The sequence below is a fragment of the Sinomicrobium endophyticum genome, from assembly GCF_052983315.1.
In genome coordinates this window covers 60,787-84,388 of record NZ_JBRKIS010000024.1, presented here as the reverse complement: position 1 = coordinate 84,388, position 23,602 = coordinate 60,787, and the positions used below count along the sequence as shown (strand labels likewise).

Below are 23,602 nucleotides of genomic sequence, written 5' to 3'. Positions count from 1 at the left end.
ACGGATCAAGGAACACATAGATTTCACCGATCATTTGCCAGACAAACGATTGGTAAAAAGGGGGCTACCTTATTAAGCTCCATACTCATAAGTAAAAGCAGCACTATACGTCGTATTTCCAGGGATTATGCAGAGCAACGTGCCAACTATAGATTTTTAAACAACCCAAGAGTGGAAGAACAATCGCTTATATCGGAATGCACCTCTCGCGTAAAAGAGTTAAGTAGAGACCGTGATCTTTTGGTGATCCAGGATGATACGGAATTCAATTTGTCCAAGCATTCCGGGCGATTACAGCCCCGTACAGGCCTTGGCCCCATAAGGAATACTAAGAGTATTGGTTTTTTTCTTCATCCTAGTTTGGTTCTGGATGCCACTATGCTTACTCCTATTGGTTTTTCCCATATCGATATATGGCACCGGGAAGAAGACAACGGAACTCGCCACAGCCGGCAATATCACAAGCTTCCCATAGAAGAGAAAGAATCTTTTAAATGGATTCGATCCAGTGAAGCTTCCAAAGAGAATCTGGCCTATGCAAGATCTATTACGATCATCCAGGATAGGGAAGGTGATATTTATGAGCAATTTGCCAGGATACCGGATACCAAAACTCATCTGTTGGTTCGGGCAGGTTATAACCGTAATATCAAAACGGACACCGAAAAGGTATTTGACCATTTGGCGCAACAAGAGGTTCAGGCGGTTTACACGGTTACCGTAGAAGAAGATTTACATAAAAACAGAAAGGGGCGGGAAGCAAAAATGGAACTCAAGTATAAACAGGTCGAGATTCAACGTCCCAAAAGGGCAGACAAAGCTGCTCCTAAAACACTAAAACTCTACATAGTAGAAGCCAAAGAATCCCAACATACCACACCCAAAGGAGAAGACCCCATTTGTTGGAGACTGTGGACTACTCATACTGTAGAAACCGCCGAACAAGCACAGATCATTGTTGCATGGTATAGCAGTCGCTGGTTCATAGAACAGGTCTTCAGGCTAATGAAAAAGAAAGGGTTTGCTTTAGAGGATAGCGAATTGGAAACCGGATGGGCCATACGCAAACTGGCCATAATGATATTACAAGGGGTTTTGAAATTGTGTCAAATGATGATCGCCTATGGAAAAGAAGAGAGTCAAGCTATAGCTGAAGTATTCGAGGATACAGAAGTAAAGTGTTTGGGAAAACTCAATGAAAAATTACAGGGAAATACCCTTAAAACAAAAAATCCATACCCCAGGGATCAATTAAGTTGGGCCACATGGATTATTGCTCGGTTAGGAGGATGGAATGGTTATAAATCCGAAAGACCACCTGGTCCAATAACCCTAAAAAATGGATTAGACGAATTTAACTCCATTTTTAAAGGATGGTCATTGCTAAATGGAGATGTGTACACACGGTAGTTCATCTGAAGGGAGGAGCTTTTTTGGTTTTTAATAAGATATAGAGCATAAGTCTTTTAAGACTATTATAGCACTAATTAAATGGCATTATCTAAAGCCTGCCTGTCGGCAGACAGGGGAGCCTGATTTCCTCTCCTGAAAGTTTTCGGGAGAGGAAAATCCTTCGGAATTAAATTTTGTCATGTACCAAGACCAGAAAGGCAAAGTAACGTTAGTTCGATTATATTACACAGAATAACAGATGGTTAACTTAATCCCTATCAGGTCGAGCGTAGTCGAGACCTCTTTGAGAGACCATTCGGGCTTAAAAACCCCTCGACTACGCTCGGGCCGACAGATATGTCATTATTAATTCGAGGTGACAGTATTATTTTGACTCAAGCACCTTATAACCAGTATATTTGGTCTTATCTTAACATACGTTAAAGTATATTTTTTACCCGGAAGCGGCTTTACTTAAAGAAAGAATCCACAAATTCATATTTATTGAACACCTGGAGGTCTTCAATCCCTTCACCTACACCAATGTATTTTACCGGTATACGGAACTGGTCGGAAATTCCGATCACCACACCTCCCTTGGCGGTTCCGTCAAGTTTGGTCACCGCAAGCGAGGTAACTTCGGTTGCTTTGGTAAATTGCCTGGCCTGCTCAAAGGCATTCTGTCCGGTAGATCCGTCCAGTACGAGTAAAACATCGTGAGGGGCATCGCCAATAACCTTTTGCATCACCCGTTTTACCTTGGATAATTCGTTCATCAGGTTTACCTTATTATGCAATCGTCCCGCAGTATCTATGATAACCACATCGGCATCCTGGGTTACGGCGGATTTCAGGGTATCAAAGGCCACGGAAGCGGGATCGCTTCCCATGTTCTGCCTTACTATAGGCACATCGACACGGTCTGCCCATACCTGTAACTGGTCTATTGCTGCGGCCCGAAATGTATCGGCGGCACCCAATACTACCTTTTTGCCCTCCTTTTTGAATTGGTAAGCCAGCTTGCCGATAGTTGTGGTTTTCCCCACGCCGTTTACTCCGACCACCATAATAACATAAGGTTTTTTGTCCTGTGGTATGGTAAATTCGGTTGCTTCCCCGGTATTGGTTTCGGACAACAGGCTTGCGATTTCCTCGCGAAGTATCCGGTTAAGTTCTTCCGTGCCCAGGTACTTGTCCCTCGAAACACGTTCTTCGATCCGTTCTATGATCTTCAGGGTAGTATTCACACCAACATCACTGCTAACCAGCACTTCTTCCAGGTTATCCAGTACTTCATCATCTACTTTGGATTTCCCGGCTACCGCTTTACTCAACTTACCGAAAAAGCTGGTTTTGGTCTTCTCCAGCCCTTTATCCAGTGTCTCTTTTTTTTCTGAAGAGAATATTTTCTTAAATAAATTCATGAATCGGGTTATTGGGTTGCTGAGTTACGGGTCATAAAGTTACAGATCTGTGTATTTCGGATTATTGAAGACAATGAACTCGTCTTGAGTTGTTCTATTCCGGAGGTACGGATAATAAAAATAACCTTAATGACCTTTACACCTGTCAAAGATATAAAAACAAAAAGCTACTTCCGATATGAAAGTAGCTGATATATAAAAAATATTGTGAACTTTTTTACTGTTTGCTCAACCAGTCATTAACCAATGAAGGATCCATAACTGATTCTACAAAAGTATATGCGCCTGTTTTCGGAGATTTTACCATTTTAATGGCTTTACTCAATCTCTTGGACTTAGTCTGTAAGGTTGCTACGGTTTTCTTTGCCATGACTTAACGTTATTTGATATTTTCTGCGAAAATATCCAATTATTTAATTTCTTTATGAACGGTCATTCTCTTCAGGATAGGATTGAATTTCTTGATCTCCAATCTATCCGGAGTGTTCTTTTTGTTCTTCGTACTAATGTATCTTGACGTTCCAGGCATACCGGACTCCTTGTGCTCGGTGCACTCTAATATTACCTGTATTCTGTTACCTTTCTTTGCCATCTTTCTATGCTTTTCTTAAAAAAACGATTATTTGTAATATCCTTTAGCCTTCGCTTCTTTCAATACCGCGGATATACCTTTTTTATTGATGGTCTTCAATGCGGAAGTAGAGACCTTTAAAGTGATCCAACGGTCTTCTTCTGGAATATAAAAGCGTTTTTTCGTGAGATTCACGTTAAATTTACGCTTTGTCCTGTTCATGGCGTGAGAAACATTGTTCCCCACCATTGCCTTTTTTCCGGTAAGCTCACAAACTCTTGACATTTTCTTCTATACTTTTGTGTTATCTAAAAACAGGGTGCAAATTAACGAAATTTTTCCCTGACAGACAAATACCTGCCTCAATTTTTTAAAATTTCTTTCCAAAGCATTTCCAAAGCTTTGTTCACTCCTTTATTCATTACCTTTTCCCGGTGATTTCCAAAATTGAATTTTTGCGAATAGACGCCTTTCGGAGTAGCTATTCCGATATATACGACACCTATATCCGCATCCGAATCTCCTTTTGTCGGGCCGGCATTTCCAGTTGTGGATACGGCAAAGTCCGATTTCAGCATTTTTTGTGCACCCAGGGCCATAGCTTCGGCTACTTCGGCGCTTACCACACTATATTTATCTATAAGTCTCTGCGGAACCCCAAGCACATCTACTTTTACCTCCGTGGCATAACTCACAACCCCTCCCCGGAAACAAGCCGAGGCCCCGGGAAACGAAATGATCTGTTCCGCTATCTTTCCACCGGTAAAGCTCTCTGCCGTTGCCAGGGTCTGTTTTTTTTCGGTCAATAGCTTCCCCAGAAGGCTCTCGAGAGGCTCTTCGTTTTCCACACCATATATAATATCCCCTATTAGCGCATACAGTTCTCTTATCTTTTCACTTACCGCTGTTTCTATCACTTCCTTGTCCGTACCTTTGGCGGTGAGTCTCAGGCGCACCTTACCTATCTGCGGCAAATAAGCCAGCCTGATGAACGATGGAAGATTATCTTCCCAATCTGCAATGGTATTGGCTATATCACTCTCCCCCGTACCATAGGTAATAATGGTATGGTGTAATATATACGGACGGTCATATATTTTTTGCAGCCTGGGCAGCACTTCTGCCTGCATCAGCGCCTTCATTTCATAGGGCACCCCGGGAAGGGATATATAAACCGTTTTTCCTTTTTCGAGCCACATACCGGGAGCAGTACCGTACCCGTTCATAAGAACCTGTGCTTTGGAAAGCACCATGGCCTGTTCCCTGTTAAGGTCGGATATAGGGGTATTTACATATTTTGCAAACAACTCTTCGATATGGCCCAGCACTTTCATATCCTGTACCAGGGTATCGTCAAAAAACTCACATAACGTATGTTTGGTAACATCGTCTTTCGTAGGTCCCAATCCACCGGTAAGGATAATAATATCCGCTCGATACCGTGCCTCTTCCAGTGTTTTCAGTATATGTTCCCTGTTGTCCTGGGTAGAAGTCACCTGGTACACGGAAATCCCGATCTTATTGAGTTCCGCGGCAATATAGGCTGAATTGGTATCCACGATCTGCCCGATGAGGATCTCATCCCCGATAGTAATAATCTCTGCCTGCATTAAAGTGCAAAATCCGTTTTTAATTCCGCAATAACTTCCAGTATCTGCCCTTTTGCTTCTGCATACATCTCTTTTACGCCGGAAATATCCGCATCCTCTCTGGCTTTTATTTCCAGGGTGCGTAATAATGAAGTGGTTTTGTCCATTCCAAGCAGATCCACATTGGGTTTTATTTTATGCGCATGCCTGTAGATCGCATCAAAATCTTCCGCTTGCACGGCCTGTTCCAATTCCTGCATATCCGAAGGGGTTTCTTCTATAAATACAGATACGACCGAAGCTATAAAATCCCTGTCCCCGTCGGACAGTTCTTCTAATTTTTCCAAACTGTATGGCATATTCTCTCTTTTAATATAGTGAACTCGTCGTTAAACTTTTTGCGGTTAATGAAAAGACAGTTAAAGAGTAAAAACAGTTAAGAGACTGTCTAAGAAAATTCCAGTGTTTTTTTTAACTCTTTAACTTTTGCCTTTTTAACTATAAAAAGCAAGTTTTTTTAAAGCTCCACTTCAGTAGTACTCTTTTTAAACATGCTCTTATTTTATATTCAGGGCAAACGAACTTTTGTCTTCCAGGAAACCTTCGAGAGTATCTCCGGGATTTACTTTACCGACCCCCGCCGGGGTACCGGTAAAAATAACATCGCCTTTTTTTAGCGTAAAATACTGCGAAACATACGCCACGAGTTCATCTACTTTCCAAAGCATCAATCGCGTGTTTCCATCCTGCACGACTTCTCCGTTCTTTTCCAGGCGAAAACGGATATTGTTAATATCCGGATATTCTGTTTTCGGCCCCCAACCACCCATCACGGCTGACGCATCAAAAGCCTTTGCTTTTTCCCAGGGCAGTCCTTTTTCTTTAAGTCTGCTCTGTACATCTCTCGCCGTAAAATCGATTCCCAACCCTATTTCATCATAATACTTGTGTGCAAACCTGGCATTGATATGTTTTCCTGTCTGGTTTATTTTCACGAGCAATTCCACCTCATAGTGTATGTCTTCACTGAAATCGGGAATATAAAAATCCTTTTCCCGCAACAAGGCGGTATCGGGCTTTATAAATATTACAGGATCTACCGGACGTTCGTTGGCGAGCTCCTCAATATGATCGGTATAATTCCTACCTATACAGATTATTTTCATCGATATTTCCAGTTTTCCGGGCATATTCCCGTTATTTTTAATTTGTTATCTTCAGCTTAAATGCAGGAACCGGCACCCTGTTACCAAAAACAGGAGCGGAGGTATCCAGGCGGTTCATTTTTTTCCATCCGTCGGTACTGCGGTAATAGGACCGGAAATTTTCATCATCCCGTTCCAGCACACCTTTAAAGACCGGGGCATACTTTATCACAGATACATTATCGTACACCAACGTGTCATTTACCCTCAAAGTCCTCGTTTCCTTATACGCGTTCTCCTTTATAAAAAGGTGCTCTACCGCCACAAAAAAACCGTTGTCCGGAATACGGATATGATAGGGCAACAAACCGATTTCAATTTTGGAAAGCAAGGGCTTTCTCCTTACGATAAGGTTATCTGGTAACAGGTCCTTACCCGGTTTACCTTCGGGAGTGACTTCCAGTATACGAAGGCGAAACACAGCGGCAATATTGTTTTGCTCCCTGGCAGGATAAAACCGTACCTGTACACTTTCCAAAAAGCAATTCTCTGCAAAATTACGCGGTTTTCCGTAATATTTAGCTACTGCGGAAGGATATGCTCCTCCACTGAAGTTCCCCAATCCTATGGTTCTTTTACCCGAAAAACCGTTTATGTTCTTGCGGTCGGTTCCTTTCACCAGGTAAACTTCCACCTCGTTCAACGCTTCCACATCCGGTTCCAGATAAACCCTTGCCCCGGACAATACGGACAAAGGCAGCATTCCGGACTTAAACCCAACACAGCTGAACCGCACCATTACATCGCCGTCACTTTCTTCCGGAATCCAGCGGAAATCACCGTTTTCATCCGTGGATGTTCCGGAGGTTTTCCCTACCAGGATAAGATGTGCAAAGGGAACCGGTTCGCCGGTATCTTCATTCAGCACACTTCCCGTAACAGCCTTTTCCTGGGCAACCCCGTACGAAAAGAACAAGAAAGTATACAGGAAGTACTTCACCGTGTATTTACAGAAGTTTATTATTCAGTTTTCGCAATTTTATTCCGGTAAGCACCTTTTTGGTATAGAGCGGAAAATCGGCATTCAAAAGCCAGCCAAAATACCCCGGTTCTTTTTCCAGGACTTCTTCTACAAGTTTCCCTTTATGTTTACCGAAAGAAAAGACTTCCACACCGTCCTCGTTATAGGTAATATACCCGGCAAAATCGGCAGTCTGTTTCCGGGTGGTAAATTCGGAAAGGAATTTTATATCGTTTTGCAGATCCTCGTACCGGTCCAACTGGGATTTCAACACCTCGTAAGTAGCTGTGGTATCCGCTTCGGCAGAATGTGCATTGTCCAGGTTCTTATCACAGTAAAATTTATACGCTGCTTCCAGGGTGCGCTTTTCCATCGTATGAAAGATAGTCTGTACATCTACGGACAGGCTGTTTTTCATATCAAAATCTACTTCGGCACGCAACATCTCCTCTGCCAGAAGGGGAATATCGAAACGATTGGAATTATACCCGGCCAGATCACTGTCTTTAATTATATTGTATATCTCGCGGGACAATTGTTTGAATGTGGGTTCGCCAGCTACTTTTTCGTCGGTAATACCGTGAATTGCCGTAGAGTGTTCCGGTATGGGCATTTCGGGGTTTACCAACCAGGTCCTGCTCTCCTTATTGCCGTTAGGGTATACCTTAAGGATAGATATTTCCACAATCCGGTCTTTCGCCACATCGGTCCCGGTAGTTTCCAGGTCAAAAAAACAAATAGGTCTGGTAAGTTTAAGTTCCATTATTACGATTAAAAATTTCTAGTCTTTAAATTACGGTAAATATACTGATTGCAAAAGAAAACCCCGAACAATGCCGGGGTTTTTTAATATATCATCTTCTTAGTACATGACAAAAATCGGTTTTGCACAATTTGATCGGAAAATCAGGCTCCCTTTAGGGTTGGGGCAACAATCCCGAAAGCTTTCGGGAGAGGAATTATCCAAATTCAATTTTTGTCATATACTAAAATTCATCTCTGTAATTAATTACAGCAGGAACGTACGGAAGTATGTCTCTGCAATTTATATGGTCCTTTCCAAATCCCAGGCCTCCAGATAATCGGCCACTCTTTTCACGAACATACCTCCCAAGGCACCGTCCACCACCCTGTGATCGTAGCTGTGAGACAGGAACATCCTGTGCCGTATACCGATAAAATCACCTTCGGGAGTTTCTATTACGGCGGGCACTTTCCGGATAGCACCCAGGGCCAGTATACCTACCTGCGGCTGGTTGATTATAGGTGTCCCCATAATACTTCCGAAAGTCCCCACATTGGTTACGGTATAGGTACCGTCCTGCACTTCGTCCGGTTTCAGTTTGTTTTGCCTTGCTCTCCCCGCCAGGTCGTTCACCTTCCTGGTAAGCCCCACGAGATTCAACTGATCGGCATTACGGATGACAGGTACTATAAGGTTACCGCTGGGCAGGGCTGCCGCCATTCCCAGGTTTATATTTTTCTTTTTAATGATCTTGTCCCCTTCTACGGAAATATTCATCATCGGGAAATCGCGAAGGGCCCTGGCCACTGCTTCCATAAAGATGGGAGTAAAAGTCAGTTTTTCTCCTTCTCTTTTTTCAAATTCACCCTTCTTCTTATTGCGCCAGTTTACAACATTGGTAACATCTACCTCTACAAAACTTTGCACATGGGCGGATGTCTGCACACTTTGCATCATGTGGTGAGATATCAGTTTCCGCATGCGGTCCATTTCAATGATCTCATCTTCCCCGCTGCTTACCGCTGTCTGTGGCGCCGGTTTTACAGGCTCTGTCTTCCCGGAAGTTCCGGTTACCGGAGCAGTCTTCCTCGCAATTTGCTCCTGCGTACTGCGGTTTTCCAGGTAGCCCAGAATATCATTTTTAGTCACCCTGCCATCTTTCCCGGTGCCGGGAACCCTTTCCAATTCTTCCAGGGATATGCCTTCTTCTCTGGCTATATTTTTTACCAATGGAGAATAAAATCTTTCGGAAGCAGAGAAATCCGCCGGTTCGGCTATTCCGGGAGATGTCGTTTCTTTAGCGGTTTCGAAAGTCTTTTCCACTTCTGCTACGGCGGCTTCCGCAACCTCCTCCCCGGTTTCTTTTTCAGCAGTACCGCCCTCTCCTTCTATTTCTATTATGGCTATGACCTCTCCAACCTGAACCACATCATCCACATCAAAGCGTTTTTCCAAAAGCACCCCTTCTACTTCACTGGGCACTTCGGAATCCACTTTATCCGTAGCGATCTCTAAAACTGCCTCATCCATTTCAATGGTATCCCCGACCTCCTTTAGCCATGATGTAATCGTTGCTTCCGCAACACTTTCTCCCATTTTGGGCAATTTAAGTTCAAATTTTGCCATATTTCTATTTTAAAGATGCCTTATCGATTTTCGATTGCGAAATTAATCAAAAAAACCGTTTTTCACTGAAAATAAATTATTTTATTTCCTTTCAATTTCCAACTTCCCGAGCCTATCCTTTCAAAGAATTCTCAAAAGGAATGCGGTGCAATATACTGCGCCCCAGGGTAATTTCATCCGCGTACTCCAATTCATCTCCGACGGCTATACCCCTGGCGATCGTAGAAGTCATTACGTCATAGGGTTCTATCTGCTTATAGATATAAAAATTGGTGGTATCTCCTTCCATAGTAGAGCTCAGAGCAAATATCACCTCTCTGACCCGGCCTTCTTTTACTTTATTTACTAACGTGGAAATGTTCAGATTATTCGGTCCGACCCCGTCCAAAGGAGATATTTTCCCTCCCAGGACATGGTACAATCCTTTATACTGGCTGGTATTCTCTATAGCCATGACATCGCGGATATCTTCCACCACACAAACCAGGGATTCGTCCCGTTTCGGGTTGGCACATATCTCGCATAGGTCCGTATCCGAAATATTATGGCAATTCCTGCAGTACTTCACTTCATTCCTCAGGCTGTGAAGGGTAAAAGCCAGCCTTTCTGTCTGTTCTGCGGGCTGCCGTAACAAATGCAATACAAGCCGCAAGGCCGTACGCTTGCCTATACCGGGAAGCTGAGACATTTCCCGTACCGCATTTTCCAATAGTTTAGAGGAGAATTCCATACCCGCAAAAATACGAAATTCAGGGTAGAATCAACAGCATCGGATGCCGATTGTTTTTTGATGTCGCGCATATTTTCGGTTGCTGGTTTTCGTCCGGATATCAGAAAGCCCCGGACCTGATCACTTGTAAAGAATATCCTGTCCGTTACCTGCTCTCCATCCGGGGCAACCCCGAACTCATCAACTCCAAAACTCCCGTACTCCCGAAACCATTCTTTTTCGTACTTTGGTCACCGGAAAAAATTCGATTTCTTTTATGCAACCGACATATATACTCCTCATCATTGCAGCTTACTTCGGACTACTTATTCTCATATCTTATCTTACCGGAAAAGGCGGCGACAACAACGAAACTTTTTTCAAGGCTAAACGACAATCGCCCTGGTATGTGGTAGCATTCGGAATGATAGGGGCTTCATTGAGCGGGGTTACTTTTATTTCCGTACCGGGATGGGTAGAGGCGTCTCAGTTCAGTTATATGCAGGTGGTTTTCGGGTATATTCTCGGGTACCTGATCATAGGGACGGTCCTCCTTCCTCTTTACTACCGGTTGAACCTTACCTCCATATACACCTACCTCGGCGAGCGTTTTGGCAATAACAGCTACAAAACGGGAGCTTCTTTTTTCCTCATATCCAGGGTTGTAGGCGCCAGTTTCCGGTTATTCCTGATCGCCAATGTCCTGCAGGTGATCCTTTTTGACGAAATGGGCATCCCTTTCTGGGTAACAGTTACCCTGACCATAGCTCTCATATGGTTGTACACCTTTAAGTCGGGCATAAAAACCATTGTCTGGACAGACACACTACAGACGCTGTTTATGCTTCTTGCCGTAGGTGTGGCCACGTATTCCGTCTACCAGGACCTGGCCATAAGCGATACAGGAGTTATCAGGTATTTATCGCAGAGTGAATTTTCCAGAATGTTCTTTTTTGACGATTTCAAAAGTGCCGATTATTTCTGGAAACAGTTTTTCTCCGGGGCTTTTATTGCGGTGGTGATGACCGGGCTGGACCAGGATATGATGCAAAAGAACCTCACCTGCAAAAGCCTGAAAGACGCCCAGAAAAACATGTTCTGGTTTACCATAGTTCTCACCGTGGTAAACTTTTTCTTCCTGTCCCTTGGCCTTCTCCTTACCGCCTATGCCCAACAAAACGGTATCGATGCCCACAAAGACGACCTGTTTCCGGTACTTGCCAAAGATTACCTTGGCACAGGAGTATTTGTCTTCTTCCTCATAGGCCTCATCGCGGCGGCTTACAGCAGTGCCGACAGCGCCCTGACATCGCTGACCACTTCTTTTAGCGTGGACATCCTGGATATAGAGAAAAGATATGATGAAAAAAAACAGGTCCGTATCCGTAAAAGGGTGCATATTCTTACCTCCCTGGTGCTTATACTGGTGATCATAACCTTCAAATACATTATAAAGAACGAAAGCGTTATTGCCAAACTCTTTGTATTTGCAGGATATACATACGGCCCACTACTCGGCCTGTACAGTTTCGGCCTTTTTACCAGGTGGAAAGTACGGGATGAACTGGTTCCTGTCGTGGCCATTCTCTCTCCCGTTCTATCTTATATTATTGCAGATCGTATGCAGGTGTGGTTCGGATTTGAATTCGGATTCATCATCCTTGTACTGAACGGGTTTCTCACCTTCTGCGGCCTGGCATTCCTGATAAAAAAGAATCCCCGGGAACACCTTCCGGTTTCGTAACCGTCAAATTCCGAAAATCATGACCGACCACAAAAAAATTATTGAAAACTATATCAACGCCTACAACAATTTTGATATTGACGGCATGCTCGCCGAACTCCACACGGACATCTGTTTTGAAAATATCCACGGCGACGAAACCACTCTCACGACTCAAGGAATCTCCGAATTTGAAGAACAGGCAGGGAAAGCCACCCGGATTTTCACCGAAAGAGAACAGGTTGTTAACAGTTTTCAGACCCATGGTAATCAGACCATCGTAAGCATCTCCTACACAGGGATCCTGGCCTGTGATTTGCCTAACGGATTGAAGAAAGGTGACATCATAAAACTGAACGGAAAATCCGTTTTCACCTTCCGGGAAGGAAAAATAATACACCTGAGAGATGAGAGTTAGAAACTACAAGAGTCAACATAACATTTACAATATACTGATATCCTACCGATTAAAGTCACTTCTCCATAATTTCGCCTTCGCTTTCGGACGATTATTTTAAACATGCGGTTATATTGCACGCGTGCTTACTTCCCCTTATCTTTGCACCTTAAAACTAAAAATTAATGATTGAGATTACCTTACCCGACGGATCTGTAAAGGAGTTTCCTGAAAACTCCACTCCTATGGACGTTGCCAGAAGCATCAGCGAAGGTTTGGCGCGCAACGTTATTTCTGCAAGTTTTAACGGTACAACAGTGGAAACGGCAACCCCGCTGACCACCAATGGTAATCTCGTATTGTATACCTGGAATGATGATGCAGGTAAAAAAGCTTTCTGGCACTCCACCGCCCACGTACTGGCACAGGCGCTGGAAGAACTTTATCCCGGAGCAAAACTCTCTATAGGCCCCGCCATAGACAATGGCTTTTACTATGATGTGGACTTTGGGGACAAAACCATCTCTGACAAGGATTTCCCTGACATCGAAAAGAAAATGCTGGAAATCGCAAGGGGAAAATACGATTATAAAATGCGCTCGGTTACCAAAACCGAAGCACTGGACTTTTATAAAAAGCAAGATAACGAGTATAAAGTAGAGCTCATCGAAAACCTGGAGGACGGCACCATTACTTTTTGTGACCACTCCACATTTTCCGATCTCTGCCGTGGTGGTCATATTCCGAATACCGGGATTATCAAGGCTGTGAAACTGCTCAACATCGCCGGTGCATACTGGAGAGGGAACGAAAATAACAAACAACTGACCAGGATTTACGGTATTTCTTTCCCGAAGCAAAAAGAACTGACGGAATATCTTCACCTCCTGGAAGAAGCCAAAAAGAGAGATCACAGAAAACTCGGAAAAGAACTGGAACTGTTCACCTTTTCGCAAAAGGTCGGACAAGGATTACCATTGTGGTTACCTAAAGGTGCCGCTTTACGTGAACGCCTGGAAAATTTCCTCAAAAAGGCGCAGAAAAAAGCCGGGTATGAACAGGTGGTATCGCCGCATATCGGACAAAAAGAACTGTATGTAACTTCCGGGCACTATGCCAAATACGGGGAAGACAGTTTTCAGCCTATTCACACCCCTCATGAAGGGGAGGAATTTTTGCTGAAACCTATGAACTGCCCGCATCACTGCGAAATATATAATGCCAGGCCGTGGAGTTATAAAGAACTCCCGAAAAGATACGCGGAGTTCGGAACGGTATATCGGTACGAACAAAGCGGCGAATTACACGGGCTCACCAGGGTAAGAGGTTTTACCCAGGACGATGCGCACATTTTCTGTACTCCGGATCAGCTCGATGAAGAATTCAAGAGCGTAATAGACCTGGTGCTTTATGTTTTCGGTTCTCTCGGTTTTGAGAATTTTACCGCCCAGGTGTCGCTTCGCGATCCGGAAAATCCGGGGAAATACATAGGTAGTGACGAAAACTGGGAAAAGGCCGAAAACGCCATTCTAAACGCAGCCAAAGAAAAAGGGTTGAATTACGTTATAGAAACAGGAGAAGCCGCTTTCTACGGCCCGAAACTGGATTTCATGGTTAAAGATGCCCTGGGAAGAAGCTGGCAGTTAGGTACCATACAGGTGGATTACAACCTGCCGGAACGCTTTGACCTTTCTTACAAAGGCAGCGACAATGAATTGCACCGCCCGGTGATGATCCACAGGGCTCCTTTCGGCAGTATAGAGCGCTTTGTCGCTATACTTTTAGAGCATACCGCGGGGAACTTCCCGCTGTGGTTAATGCCGGAACAAGCTATTCTACTCTCTATCAGCGAGAAATATGAAAAATATGCCGAAAAAGTTTTAAATGTATTAGAAAATTACGAAATTCGCGCCCTGGTAGATAACCGAAATGAGACCATCGGCAAGAAAATAAGGGAAGCCGAAATGAAAAAAATCCCTTATATGCTCATTGTTGGTGAAAACGAAGAAAAAGAAGGTACCATCTCGGTTAGAAAGCACGGTGAAGGTGACATAGGAACCATCACGGTGGATGCATTCGCCAAAATAGTAGAAAACGAAATAAACCGAACTTTAAAACAATTTTAAAACGAAGTTTAATTAAAAATCTGTAGGCCATAGCAATTAAAAGAAGATTCAACAGAAACCGTCCTAACCAAAGAGAGGACAAAAATCCGCACCGGACCAACAGGGATATCCGTGTACCGGAAGTTCGCCTGGTAGGAGACAATGTGGAAGTAGGCATATACCCAACCAAAGAGGCCCTGGCTAAAGCAGAAGAGCTTGGACTGGACCTGGTTGAAATTTCACCTAAAGCTGCTCCTCCTGTTTGTAAGATTACGGATTATAAAAAATTCCTTTACGAACAGAAAAAACGCGAAAAGGTTTTAAAGGCAAAAGCTACCAAGATAATAGTTAAGGAAATTCGTTTTGGGCCCCAAACCGACGAACACGACTACGAGTTCAAAAAGAAACACGGAGAAAAATTCCTGAAGGACGGCGCCAAACTAAAGGCATACGTATTTTTTAAAGGACGTTCTATCGTGTATAAAGACCAGGGAGAGATTTTACTTCTCCGTCTGGCCCAGGACCTGGAAGAGTATGGAAAGGTGGAACAAATGCCCAAACTGGAAGGTAAACGAATGACTATGTTTATCGCTCCTAAGAAGAGTAAGAAATAAGCGAAATAATTAAAATAATTTAGGAATTATGCCTAAGATGAAAACTAAATCCAGCGCCAAAAAGCGTTTTAAGCTGACCGGTTCTGGTAAAATCAAAAGAAAGCACGCTTTTAAAAGCCACATTCTGACAAAGAAAAGCAAAAAGCGTAAGCTTGCGTTAACACACAGTACCCTGGTACACGAAAATGATGTTAACAACATTAAAGAACAATTACGTTTAAAATAATTGTTCTTTACGGTTCGTATTATTGTATAACCCTGGAGTGAGGCAAAATAGATCGGAGATATTAGATTTTAGATTTAATAGAACAGCTATTTTAAAAGTACCGGTTGACGGACGCCTGCTACAAAAAACAAAAAAATTATGCCAAGATCAGTAAATTCAGTAGCATCAAGAGCCCGCAGAAAAAAAATAATGAAGCAGGCAAAAGGCTACTACGGAAGACGTAAAAACGTTTGGACCGTTGCCAAAAATGCGGTTGAAAAAGCAATGCTGTACTCGTACAGAGACCGCAGAAACAAAAAGAGGAGTTTCCGTGCTTTATGGATTACCCGTATCAATGCAGGTGCCAGGTTACACGGATTGTCCTACTCTCAGTTTATGGGTAAAGTAAAAGCCAATGACATCGAACTAAACCGTAAGGTTTTAGCCGATCTGGCCATGAACCACCCGGAAGCTTTCAAGGCAGTCGTAGACAAAGTAAAATAAACGTTTATTAACATATTTCGCTTATTGAAATCCGGCCAAAAGGCCGGATTTTTTATTGCCCCATGTGAAGTATAAGCTAGAACTTTCCACTAAAAAAACTCCACCACTTTTACGCTTGATCCTAAAATATTCGCGTACGTGTGACAAACAAAACACAAGACCTTTACCCAATACTTCATTTACCCTATACCCCTCTCCTGCCAGCAGCTTTCACCTCCGGAAATAACAAGCATTTAACAAGCATAACATCTATTATCCTTACCTTTGGGCCTTAAAATTGCTATGTATGGATTTATCACAAATAAAACTTATAGCCACCGATATGGATGGCACTTTGCTAAACTCCGAAAGCAATGTAAGTGACAGGTTCTTTAAAATATTCGAAGAACTCAAACAACATCATATACACTTTGTAGCCGCCAGCGGACGTCAATATCACAGTATCGTCGATAAACTTCGCCCAATAACGGATGACATTACCATTATTGCGGAAAATGGCGCTATTGCCAAACAGAGAGAAAAGGAGCTCCTTGTAACTCCGCTTTCCGTTTCCGTAGTGAAGGATACCATCTCACTGATCCGCCCCCTGCAAGACGCTTATATTGTTATCTGTGGCAAGGATCGGGCCTATATTGAGACGGACAACACCGCTTTTCAAAATATGTTCCGTGAATATTACCACGAATACACCAAAGTATCTGATCTGAACGATGTCACCGGGGACGAATTTCTCAAAATAGCCATATACAGCTTCGGTGGTTCCGAAAGGAACATATACCCTCATGTCCGTCACCTGGAAAGATCCCTGCAGGTAAAAGTATCCGGCGAATACTGGCTGGACATCTCCAGCCCGGATGCCAATAAAGGTCATGCCCTGAAGCTTCTCCAGGACAAACTAAAAGTAACCAAAGAAGAAACGCTGGTTTTCGGCGACTACAATAACGACCTGGAAATGATGGAGCAGGCGTATTTCAGCTACGCTATGGAAAATGCACATCCGAACGTTCTGAAAGCTGCCCGGTATAAAACACTGAGCAACGACAACAACGGTGTGGAACACATACTGGAAAAACTTCTGGAAGCAAAAAAAATGACGGTACCCGGACAATAACCCTTTAATATCACATCCCGAAAGCCGTTATTACCACGGTCCTGCTACCGCCGTAATTGCGATGTTCACAAAGGTAAATCCCCTGCCATGTACCGAGATTTAATCTCCCTGCACGGATAGGTACCTGGACCGAACTCCCCATGAGCGATGCCTTGATATGGGCAGGCATATCGTCAGGCCCTTCCTGGGTGTGAATATAATAAGGCTCGTTTTCGGGCACTGCAGTATTCATAAAGCTCTCAAAGTCTTTCCGTACGGAAGGGTCTGCATTTTCATTGATGGTCAGCCCGGCGGAAGTATGCTTTATAAAAACCTGCAACTGCCCTATCTGTATATCCCGTATCCGGGGGATGGCATTCCGTATTTCCTCCGTAACCAGGTGGAATCCTCTTTGCCTCGGTTTAAGTTGTATTTCTTCCTGCAAAAAGAGCATAACTTGTTATTTTAGAATTAATGATTTACCTATACCAGCCGATCAGGTTTTCTGCTTCTTTTTCTTCGCTGCGGGAAAAAGAATATTATTAAGTATAAGCCGGTACCCGGGAGAATTCGGATGCAATTCCAGTTCTGTTTTAGGGTCCCCTACCCTGTGCTGATAGTCTTCCGGATCATGCCCTCCGTAAAAGGTAAAAAATCCTTTTCCTTTTACCCCGTGGATATAACGGGCCTCCCCGTTGGCCTTGTTCTCTCCCAGGATCAATACGGGCGATTTGATCTCGTTTCCGTTAAAACTGGTGGTCTGACCCATAAAACCCTTGATGAGTGCCGTATGGTTCTGGCAGAGCATCGTAGGCACCGGGTCCCACTTGGCCGAAAATTCCATGAGCGTGAAATAATCCACTTCCTTGGCTATTCTCCGCCGTTCCGTCATATCAATAGAAGAAAACTCATAGACATTAGGATCGCGCTCCAGGGTAAACCCCGTAAAAGCAAATGTCTTATTATAATCTATTTTAGATTGGTAATTAGGCTCGGAAGGATCTCCGTCGAACATAGGCTCACATATATCCACCCCTTCTGCGGAAAGTGCTATATCAAAACTATCGGTAGCGGAGCACATGGCAAACATAAATCCGCCCCCTACGACAAAATCCCGTATTTTCAGGGCTACGGCCAGTTTGGCATCGGATACCTTATCAAAGCCAAGCCTGGTTGCGCGTTCTTCTGCTTCTTTCTTTTGTTGTATATACCAGGGCGCCATTTTGTATGCCCTGTAAAATTTCCCGTACTGCCCCGTGAAATCCTCATGGTGCAGGTGCAGCCAATCGTACATCAATAACCTTTCTTCAAGTACTTCTTCGTCATAAACCACATCATAAGGAATTTCGGCATAGGTAAGCACCATAGTCACAGCATCATCCCAAGGCGGGTTGTCTTTAGGGGAATACACCACCACTTTGGGTGCTTTTTCCAATACCACGGCTTCCTGGTTTTTAGCGGGACTGCTTATTTCCCCGAGAATACTTTCTGCTTCGGCATCAGATAAAACCTCGTAGGAAACCCCTCGTATAGTACATTCTTTCCGTATTCCTTCCGTATCGGGCAAAAGGAAGGAACCGCCGCGGTAATTGAGCAACCACTGCACTTTCAGATTCTTCGAGAGCGTCCAGTAAGCTATACCATATGCCTTGAGGTGATTCTTCTGATATTCCGCATCCATAGGCACCAGCACATGTGATGCCCGGACAGATATACCGCACATCAAAAGGACAAGGGTAAAAAGCAATGTACGGACAAATAAGCCGAAACGCATAATAAAAAGGTTTAGCTTCAAAGTTACGGAAAACGTTTGGAAATTTTATCGGGAAGACACCGGGTATTAAAAACGGCATGTTCCGGATATTAACCATTTGAATACCCGGAACACTACACTATCTTTCCTTCTATATTTACACCTGTCTTTTAGAACGGTACGTCACTGTCATCATCGGGCGCCGGACCATCGTTCATGGAACTTCCGAAAGCGTCTTCCGCACTCGGCAGGCTTCCGGGATTAAAGCCGTCATCTTCGGAAGCGTTCATCTTGGACTGGAATTCAAACGGAGAGTCAAAATCATCCAGGTTATCGAACTTACCGAGGTGTCCGATAAACTTCAGACGAATATTTTCCAATCCGCCGTTACGGTGTTTGGCCACGATAAATTCTCCCTGCCCCTGGGTAGGTGTACGCTCTTCATCGTCCCATTCTTCTATCTTATAATACTCCGGACGGTAAATAAAGGCAACGATATCCGCATCCTGTTCAATCGCCCCGGATTCCCGGAGGTCGGAAAGCAGGGGGCGTTTACTGCCTCCGCGGGTTTCCACCGCACGGGAAAGCTGTGACAGGGCAATTACGGGTACATTCAGTTCTTTTGCAAGCGCTTTGAGGTTCCTGGATATAGTAGATATTTCCTGTTCGCGGTTTCCTCCTTTCTGCGTTCCCCCGGCGGTCATCAACTGGAGGTAATCGATAATGATCATCCGGATACCGTGCTGCGACGCGAGTCTCCTGGCTTTCGCCCTGAGGTCGAATATAGACAAGGAGGGTGTATCATCTATAAACAAAGGCGCTTTTTCCAGGGATTTTACCTTTACGTTAAGCTGCTCCCATTCGTGTTTTTCCAGTTTTCCGGTACGCAGTTTCTCCGAAGACAGACCGGTCTCGGAAGAAATAAGACGGGTAATCAACTGTACGGAAGACATCTCCAGGGAAAAGAACGCTACGGGAATATCGGTATTTACTGCAATGTTCCGGGCCATAGACAGGGTTAACGCGGTTTTCCCCATACCCGGACGTGCCGCAACGATAATAAGGTCACTGGGCTGCCATCCGGAGGTGAGCTTATCGAGCTTATCAAACCCGGAAGGAACACCGCTGAGCCCTTCTTTATTGGATATCTCTTCGATCTTCTTCTTGGCCTGCATAACGAGACTTTGCGCCGTTTCCGAAGATTTTTTAATATTACCCTGGGTTACTTCGTACAACTTTGCTTCCGCGCTGTCCAGGAGATCAAAAACATCCGTAGTTTCATCGTATGCCTCTTCTATGATCTCCGAAGATATTTTAATCAGGCTCCTCTGAATAAATTTCTGCAGGATAATACGTGCGTGAAATTCGATATGCGCCGAAGAAGATACTTTCTGCGTAAGTTGTATAAGGTAGTAATCTCCTCCTATCTGTTCGAGTTTACCGTCTTTTTTCAACTGAGAAGATACGGTAAGCAGATCTATAGGTTCTGTATTTTCAAACAGTTTTACGACGGCTTCATATATGGACCTGTGTGCTTCCTTGTAAAAGGCATCCGGATGCAAAATATCTATCACTGCATCCACCCCTTTCTTATCGATCATCATGGCACCGAGTACCACTTCTTCCAATTCCAGTGCCTGGGGAGGTATCTTTCCTTTTTCCAACGAGATTATTCCCGACCTGCCCGAACTTACGGGCGCTTTTTCAATTTTAATTCCGGACACGGGGCCTGTTTTTTCCATAAATGCGAATGTAGAAAATGCTGCTTTAACTATTAAATAATAGAGTTACTTAATATTAACTCTTCGTTAACATTTAAGCTGTTAACAAGTTACAACTTTATGTTCATAACGTAAAAAAAACCGAAGTTCTTTACTCCGGTTTGTATACTTATCCCCCGAAACAGGGATTATAACGGTTGATATTTTAGGAAGATTAATTTTTAAATACTCCCATACTGGCGTATTTCTCCATACGTTCTTCCACGAGTTCCTGCGGGGAAAGTTTTTTCAGTTCTTCGTAATTTTCTATAATAACCTGGGAAACGGTTTTGAAAGTTGTTTCCCTGTCGGAATGTGCCCCTCCGAGAGGTTCTTTTATGATATCGTCTACCAGGTGTAGTTTTTTCATGTCTTTGGCCGTAAGCTTCAATGCTTCGGCAGCCTGTTCTTTATATTCCCAGCTTCGCCACAGGATAGAAGAACAGGATTCCGGTGATATTACGGAGTACCATGTGTTTTCCAGCATAAGCACCCTGTCTCCGACACCGATACCGAGGGCTCCGCCGGAAGCACCTTCTCCGATGATAACAACAATCACGGGGACTTTAAGACGGGTCATTTCCATAATATTCCTGGCAATAGCTTCTCCCTGTCCTCTTTCTTCCGCTTCAATTCCGGGATATGCACCGGGAGTATCTACCAGGCAAACTACCGGAACTTCGAATTTTTCTGCCATCTTCATAAGCCGAAGGGCTTTACGGTATCCTTCCGGGTTGGCCATACCAAAATTCCGGTATTGCCTTGTTTTGGTATTATACCCTTTTTGCTGCCCCACGATCATAAAACTCTGACCGTCAATTTTACCCAACCCTCCTATCATCGCCTTATCGTCCTTAACAGTACGGTCACCGTGCAGTTCCAGGAAAGTGTCCCCGCATATGGCCCTCACATAATCGAGCGTATAAGGTCTTGAGGGGTGACGTGACAACTGAACGCGTTGCCAGGCCGTGAGATTCTTGTATATCTCTTTTTTAGTTTGTGCAAGCTTCTTGTCTATCTGTTTACAGGTTTCGGTTACATCCACATCGCTCTCTTCTCCTATAACCCTGCACTTGGATAGTTGTTCCTCTAATTCTTTAATAGGTAATTCAAAATCCAAATATTCCATTATCCATTAAATTTTGATTCGGTTCAGCCCACAAACTTACGGATTTTTTTGTGTACAATTTACGGGCAAATCATTATTTATATCTCTTAACATATTCCCATATCACGGGAGGGGCCAATGCCATTACCCGGTCCGCCCGGTTTCCGTTTTTTTGCACCTCCCCTGTGTTTTAACACGCCATTAGCCAGTACAGTGGCCAGAATAACTATAGCTCCGAGATAAAATTCCGGACTCATCTTCTCACTGTCCCCCAGGATCATAAAAGCCAGTAGTATACCGTAAACCGGTTCCATATTAATGGTCAGCATTACCGTATAAGGGCTTATATATTTCATAACCTTAACCGAGGAAATCAGGGCATAAGCCGTACATACCGAAGCCAATACGAGGAGATAAAGCCAGTCTTGCGCAGCGAGCCTGAAAAAGTGCCCGGTGAAGACCTCTCCCGCCATAAAAAGAGAAAGAAAACCGACACCGCTCAGCAATTCGTAAAAGGAAATCACAGACGGACGGTACTGCTTTACAAACTTTCCGTTCATAAGCGAAAACACCGAAGACAACAAAGCGGCAATAAGAGCGAGTACAATTCCTTCGATATAGGAAGATTCCACCTTAAAAATAAGGTACAACCCGAGAATGACCACCAGTCCCAGAACAATTTCGTACCATATAACCTTTCGCTTGTACCATATGGGTTCGAGAATCGAAGTAAAAAGTGCTCCCGTAGATATCATCGCCAGGGTTACGGATACGTTAGATACTTTAACCGCCTTAAAAAAAGCCACCCAGTGCAGGGCAAGCACAATTCCTGCCAGGACAAAAGCAAACACTGCTTTTTTAGGCACCCGCAGGGAAAAGCCGCAGTACCACATGTAACCACCAACAAAAAAGGTAGCCATAAACATCCTGTACCAAACCAGCGGAATGGCATCTATAGTGATCAGGGCTCCGAGAACCGCCGTAAACCCCCAGATAAATACAATAAAATGCAGGAGGAGGTAGTTTTTCCGACTATTGTTTAGCATTATTCAGCAGATAGATGGCAAGTATTCCGAATACAATATTAGGTAATGCTGCTGCGAGCAACGGAGAAAATCCCGATTGCTCTGCCATGGCACCGAATATCCTGTCAAAAAATATAAATACAAAGGCCAGTGCGATTCCCAGGGCAAGATTAATTCCCATTCCTCCCCGTTTTTTCTTGGAAGATACGGCTACCGCAATAATGGTAAGTATAAATGCCGATACCGGAAGCCCCCATCTTTTATATTTCACCAGGAGATACGTATTGATGTTGGACGAACCTTTTCGCCGTTCTTTATCGATAAATTTATTCAGTTCAAAAAGGTTTTTGGTCTCCGCTATATACGATACCGGGGTCAGGTCATCCAGGTTAAAGGAAAAAACGGTATCCAGCCTGCTTTCCTTTTGCAAAACATCATCGGTTTCTCCTATTTTCCGCTTTATATAAGACGATAACCGGTATGTACTGTCTTTTTCTACCCACCGGATATTGCGGGCAGATATTTTGTATATGAGTTGTTCACCCTCAAAATGTTCCAAAGTAAAGTTATACCCTATTTTATTTCGCGGATCAAAGCTGCTCACATAAATAAAGTCATTATCGTTGATCTGGTTGTATAGATTTGTGGTTTCCCGGTCCTGTTTTCCTTTCTTCAGGTATTTATAATAGAATTCCTTGTATCCTTTACTGGCCGAGGGCACAATAAACATCCCCATAACAAAGGCCATTACAGCCACAAGAGCCGCCCCTACGATATACGGCCTGAGAAAACGGGTATAAGGTACTCCGGAACTCAATATAGCTGTTATCTCCGTATTATTGGCCAGCTTGGAAGTAAACCAAATTATGGAAAGGAAAAGGAATATGGGAAACAGCAGGTTGGCAAAATAAAAGGTAAAGTTAACGTAATAAATCACAATCTCCGAGGTAGGTGCTTCCTGCTCTATCATCTTCCCCACTTTTTCCGACAGGTCGATCATTATTCCTATAGGAATGAACAACAGGAGCATTACCGTAAAGGTACCCAGATACCTTTTAATAATATACCAATCTAATATTTTCACTATACCTATATA

The 23,602-nt window shown here is 43.7% G+C and carries 25 protein-coding genes; 8 read left to right on the top strand and 17 right to left on the bottom strand.

The window, feature by feature from the left end; all coding sequences use genetic code 11:
- A partial coding sequence (locus ACVBDU_RS08725; protein ID WP_447179359.1) for an IS4 family transposase occupies positions 1 to 1,410 on the top strand: 1,410 nt, incomplete at its 5' end.
- A 452-nt stretch (positions 1,411 to 1,862) separates the two neighbouring features.
- Here ACVBDU_RS08725 and ftsY read toward each other — a convergent pair.
- The 11 genes from ftsY to recR form a co-directional block, all read right to left on the bottom strand.
- Positions 1,863 to 2,816 carry a signal recognition particle-docking protein FtsY gene (gene ftsY / locus ACVBDU_RS08720; RefSeq protein WP_447179358.1) on the bottom strand — a complete coding sequence of 318 codons (954 nt, stop codon included), beginning with the start codon at positions 2,814 to 2,816 and terminating at the stop codon, positions 1,863 to 1,865.
- Positions 2,817 to 3,033: 217 nt separating this feature from the next.
- On the bottom strand, positions 3,034 to 3,186 hold the full coding sequence (locus ACVBDU_RS08715; RefSeq protein WP_123214962.1) for a DUF4295 domain-containing protein: 153 nt from the start codon (positions 3,184 to 3,186) through the stop codon (positions 3,034 to 3,036).
- Between the two features lie 39 nt (positions 3,187 to 3,225).
- Positions 3,226 to 3,408 (bottom strand): 50S ribosomal protein L33, encoded by a 183-nt coding sequence (gene rpmG / locus ACVBDU_RS08710; protein WP_447175892.1) that lies wholly within the window; start codon positions 3,406 to 3,408, stop codon positions 3,226 to 3,228.
- A 27-nt stretch (positions 3,409 to 3,435) separates the two neighbouring features.
- Positions 3,436 to 3,672, bottom strand: coding sequence for a 50S ribosomal protein L28 (gene rpmB / locus ACVBDU_RS08705; protein ID WP_447179357.1), 237 nt, complete (start codon positions 3,670 to 3,672; stop codon positions 3,436 to 3,438).
- Between the two features lie 77 nt (positions 3,673 to 3,749).
- A complete protein-coding gene (locus tag ACVBDU_RS08700) occupies positions 3,750 to 4,997 on the bottom strand; it encodes a competence/damage-inducible protein A (protein WP_447179356.1) in 1,248 nt (415 codons plus the stop codon).
- Positions 4,997 to 5,335, bottom strand: coding sequence for an Hpt domain-containing protein (locus tag ACVBDU_RS08695; RefSeq protein ID WP_447179355.1), 339 nt, complete (start codon positions 5,333 to 5,335; stop codon positions 4,997 to 4,999). Before ACVBDU_RS08695 ends, ACVBDU_RS08700 begins: the two co-directional genes overlap by 1 nt.
- A gap of 198 nt (positions 5,336 to 5,533) precedes the next feature.
- A complete protein-coding gene (locus tag ACVBDU_RS08690) occupies positions 5,534 to 6,142 on the bottom strand; it encodes a fumarylacetoacetate hydrolase family protein (RefSeq protein WP_447179354.1) in 609 nt (202 codons plus the stop codon).
- Positions 6,143 to 6,179: 37 nt separating this feature from the next.
- Positions 6,180 to 7,121 (bottom strand): carboxypeptidase-like regulatory domain-containing protein, encoded by a 942-nt coding sequence (locus ACVBDU_RS08685; RefSeq protein WP_447179353.1) that lies wholly within the window; start codon positions 7,119 to 7,121, stop codon positions 6,180 to 6,182.
- 7 nt (positions 7,122 to 7,128) lie between these two features.
- Complete coding sequence (locus ACVBDU_RS08680; protein WP_447179352.1) at positions 7,129 to 7,905, bottom strand: exonuclease domain-containing protein; 777 nt, start codon at positions 7,903 to 7,905, stop codon at positions 7,129 to 7,131.
- Positions 7,906 to 8,187: 282 nt separating this feature from the next.
- Positions 8,188 to 9,513 carry a dihydrolipoamide acetyltransferase family protein gene (locus ACVBDU_RS08675; protein ID WP_447179351.1) on the bottom strand — a complete coding sequence of 442 codons (1,326 nt, stop codon included), beginning with the start codon at positions 9,511 to 9,513 and terminating at the stop codon, positions 8,188 to 8,190.
- A 112-nt stretch (positions 9,514 to 9,625) separates the two neighbouring features.
- Positions 9,626 to 10,243 (bottom strand): recombination mediator RecR, encoded by a 618-nt coding sequence (gene recR / locus ACVBDU_RS08670; protein WP_447179350.1) that lies wholly within the window; start codon positions 10,241 to 10,243, stop codon positions 9,626 to 9,628.
- Positions 10,244 to 10,499: 256 nt separating this feature from the next.
- Between recR and ACVBDU_RS08665 the strand changes: the two genes are divergently transcribed.
- The 7 genes from ACVBDU_RS08665 (at position 10,500) to ACVBDU_RS08635 (ending at position 16,881) form a co-directional block, all read left to right on the top strand.
- Positions 10,500 to 11,966: a sodium:solute symporter gene (locus ACVBDU_RS08665; protein WP_447179349.1), complete on the top strand. Its 1,467-nt coding sequence runs from the start codon at positions 10,500 to 10,502 to the stop codon at positions 11,964 to 11,966.
- A gap of 19 nt (positions 11,967 to 11,985) precedes the next feature.
- On the top strand, positions 11,986 to 12,363 hold the full coding sequence (locus tag ACVBDU_RS08660) for a nuclear transport factor 2 family protein (RefSeq protein ID WP_447179348.1): 378 nt from the start codon (positions 11,986 to 11,988) through the stop codon (positions 12,361 to 12,363).
- 164 nt (positions 12,364 to 12,527) lie between these two features.
- On the top strand, positions 12,528 to 14,468 hold the full coding sequence (thrS, locus tag ACVBDU_RS08655) for a threonine--tRNA ligase (protein ID WP_447179347.1): 1,941 nt from the start codon (positions 12,528 to 12,530) through the stop codon (positions 14,466 to 14,468).
- A 35-nt stretch (positions 14,469 to 14,503) separates the two neighbouring features.
- The gene (infC, locus tag ACVBDU_RS08650) at positions 14,504 to 15,061 is read left to right on the top strand and encodes a translation initiation factor IF-3 (RefSeq protein ID WP_447179362.1); all 558 of its coding nucleotides are present in this window, start codon (positions 14,504 to 14,506) and stop codon (positions 15,059 to 15,061) included.
- 28 nt (positions 15,062 to 15,089) lie between these two features.
- Positions 15,090 to 15,287, top strand: coding sequence for a 50S ribosomal protein L35 (gene rpmI / locus ACVBDU_RS08645; RefSeq protein ID WP_123214949.1), 198 nt, complete (start codon positions 15,090 to 15,092; stop codon positions 15,285 to 15,287).
- A gap of 138 nt (positions 15,288 to 15,425) precedes the next feature.
- Entirely contained in the window at positions 15,426 to 15,770 is a 345-nt protein-coding gene (rplT, locus tag ACVBDU_RS08640) for a 50S ribosomal protein L20 (protein ID WP_447179346.1), read from the top strand.
- A 286-nt stretch (positions 15,771 to 16,056) separates the two neighbouring features.
- Positions 16,057 to 16,881: an HAD family hydrolase gene (locus tag ACVBDU_RS08635; RefSeq protein ID WP_447179345.1), complete on the top strand. Its 825-nt coding sequence runs from the start codon at positions 16,057 to 16,059 to the stop codon at positions 16,879 to 16,881.
- Positions 16,882 to 16,891: 10 nt separating this feature from the next.
- Here the strand turns inward: ACVBDU_RS08635 and ACVBDU_RS08630 are convergent, their stop codons facing one another.
- The 6 genes from ACVBDU_RS08630 to ACVBDU_RS08605 form a co-directional block, all read right to left on the bottom strand.
- Entirely contained in the window at positions 16,892 to 17,314 is a 423-nt protein-coding gene (locus ACVBDU_RS08630) for a secondary thiamine-phosphate synthase enzyme YjbQ (protein ID WP_447179344.1), read from the bottom strand.
- Between the two features lie 42 nt (positions 17,315 to 17,356).
- Positions 17,357 to 18,583 carry an asparagine synthetase B gene (locus tag ACVBDU_RS08625; protein WP_447179361.1) on the bottom strand — a complete coding sequence of 409 codons (1,227 nt, stop codon included), beginning with the start codon at positions 18,581 to 18,583 and terminating at the stop codon, positions 17,357 to 17,359.
- Between the two features lie 200 nt (positions 18,584 to 18,783).
- Entirely contained in the window at positions 18,784 to 20,355 is a 1,572-nt protein-coding gene (dnaB, locus tag ACVBDU_RS08620) for a replicative DNA helicase (protein ID WP_447179343.1), read from the bottom strand.
- A gap of 193 nt (positions 20,356 to 20,548) precedes the next feature.
- Positions 20,549 to 21,502 carry an acetyl-CoA carboxylase carboxyltransferase subunit alpha gene (locus ACVBDU_RS08615; RefSeq protein ID WP_447179342.1) on the bottom strand — a complete coding sequence of 318 codons (954 nt, stop codon included), beginning with the start codon at positions 21,500 to 21,502 and terminating at the stop codon, positions 20,549 to 20,551.
- Between the two features lie 86 nt (positions 21,503 to 21,588).
- Positions 21,589 to 22,527: a DMT family transporter gene (locus ACVBDU_RS08610; protein WP_447179341.1), complete on the bottom strand. Its 939-nt coding sequence runs from the start codon at positions 22,525 to 22,527 to the stop codon at positions 21,589 to 21,591.
- Complete coding sequence (locus ACVBDU_RS08605) at positions 22,514 to 23,590, bottom strand: LptF/LptG family permease (RefSeq protein ID WP_447179340.1); 1,077 nt, start codon at positions 23,588 to 23,590, stop codon at positions 22,514 to 22,516. Before ACVBDU_RS08605 ends, ACVBDU_RS08610 begins: the two co-directional genes overlap by 14 nt.
- Positions 23,591 to 23,602: the final 12 nt, after the last annotated feature.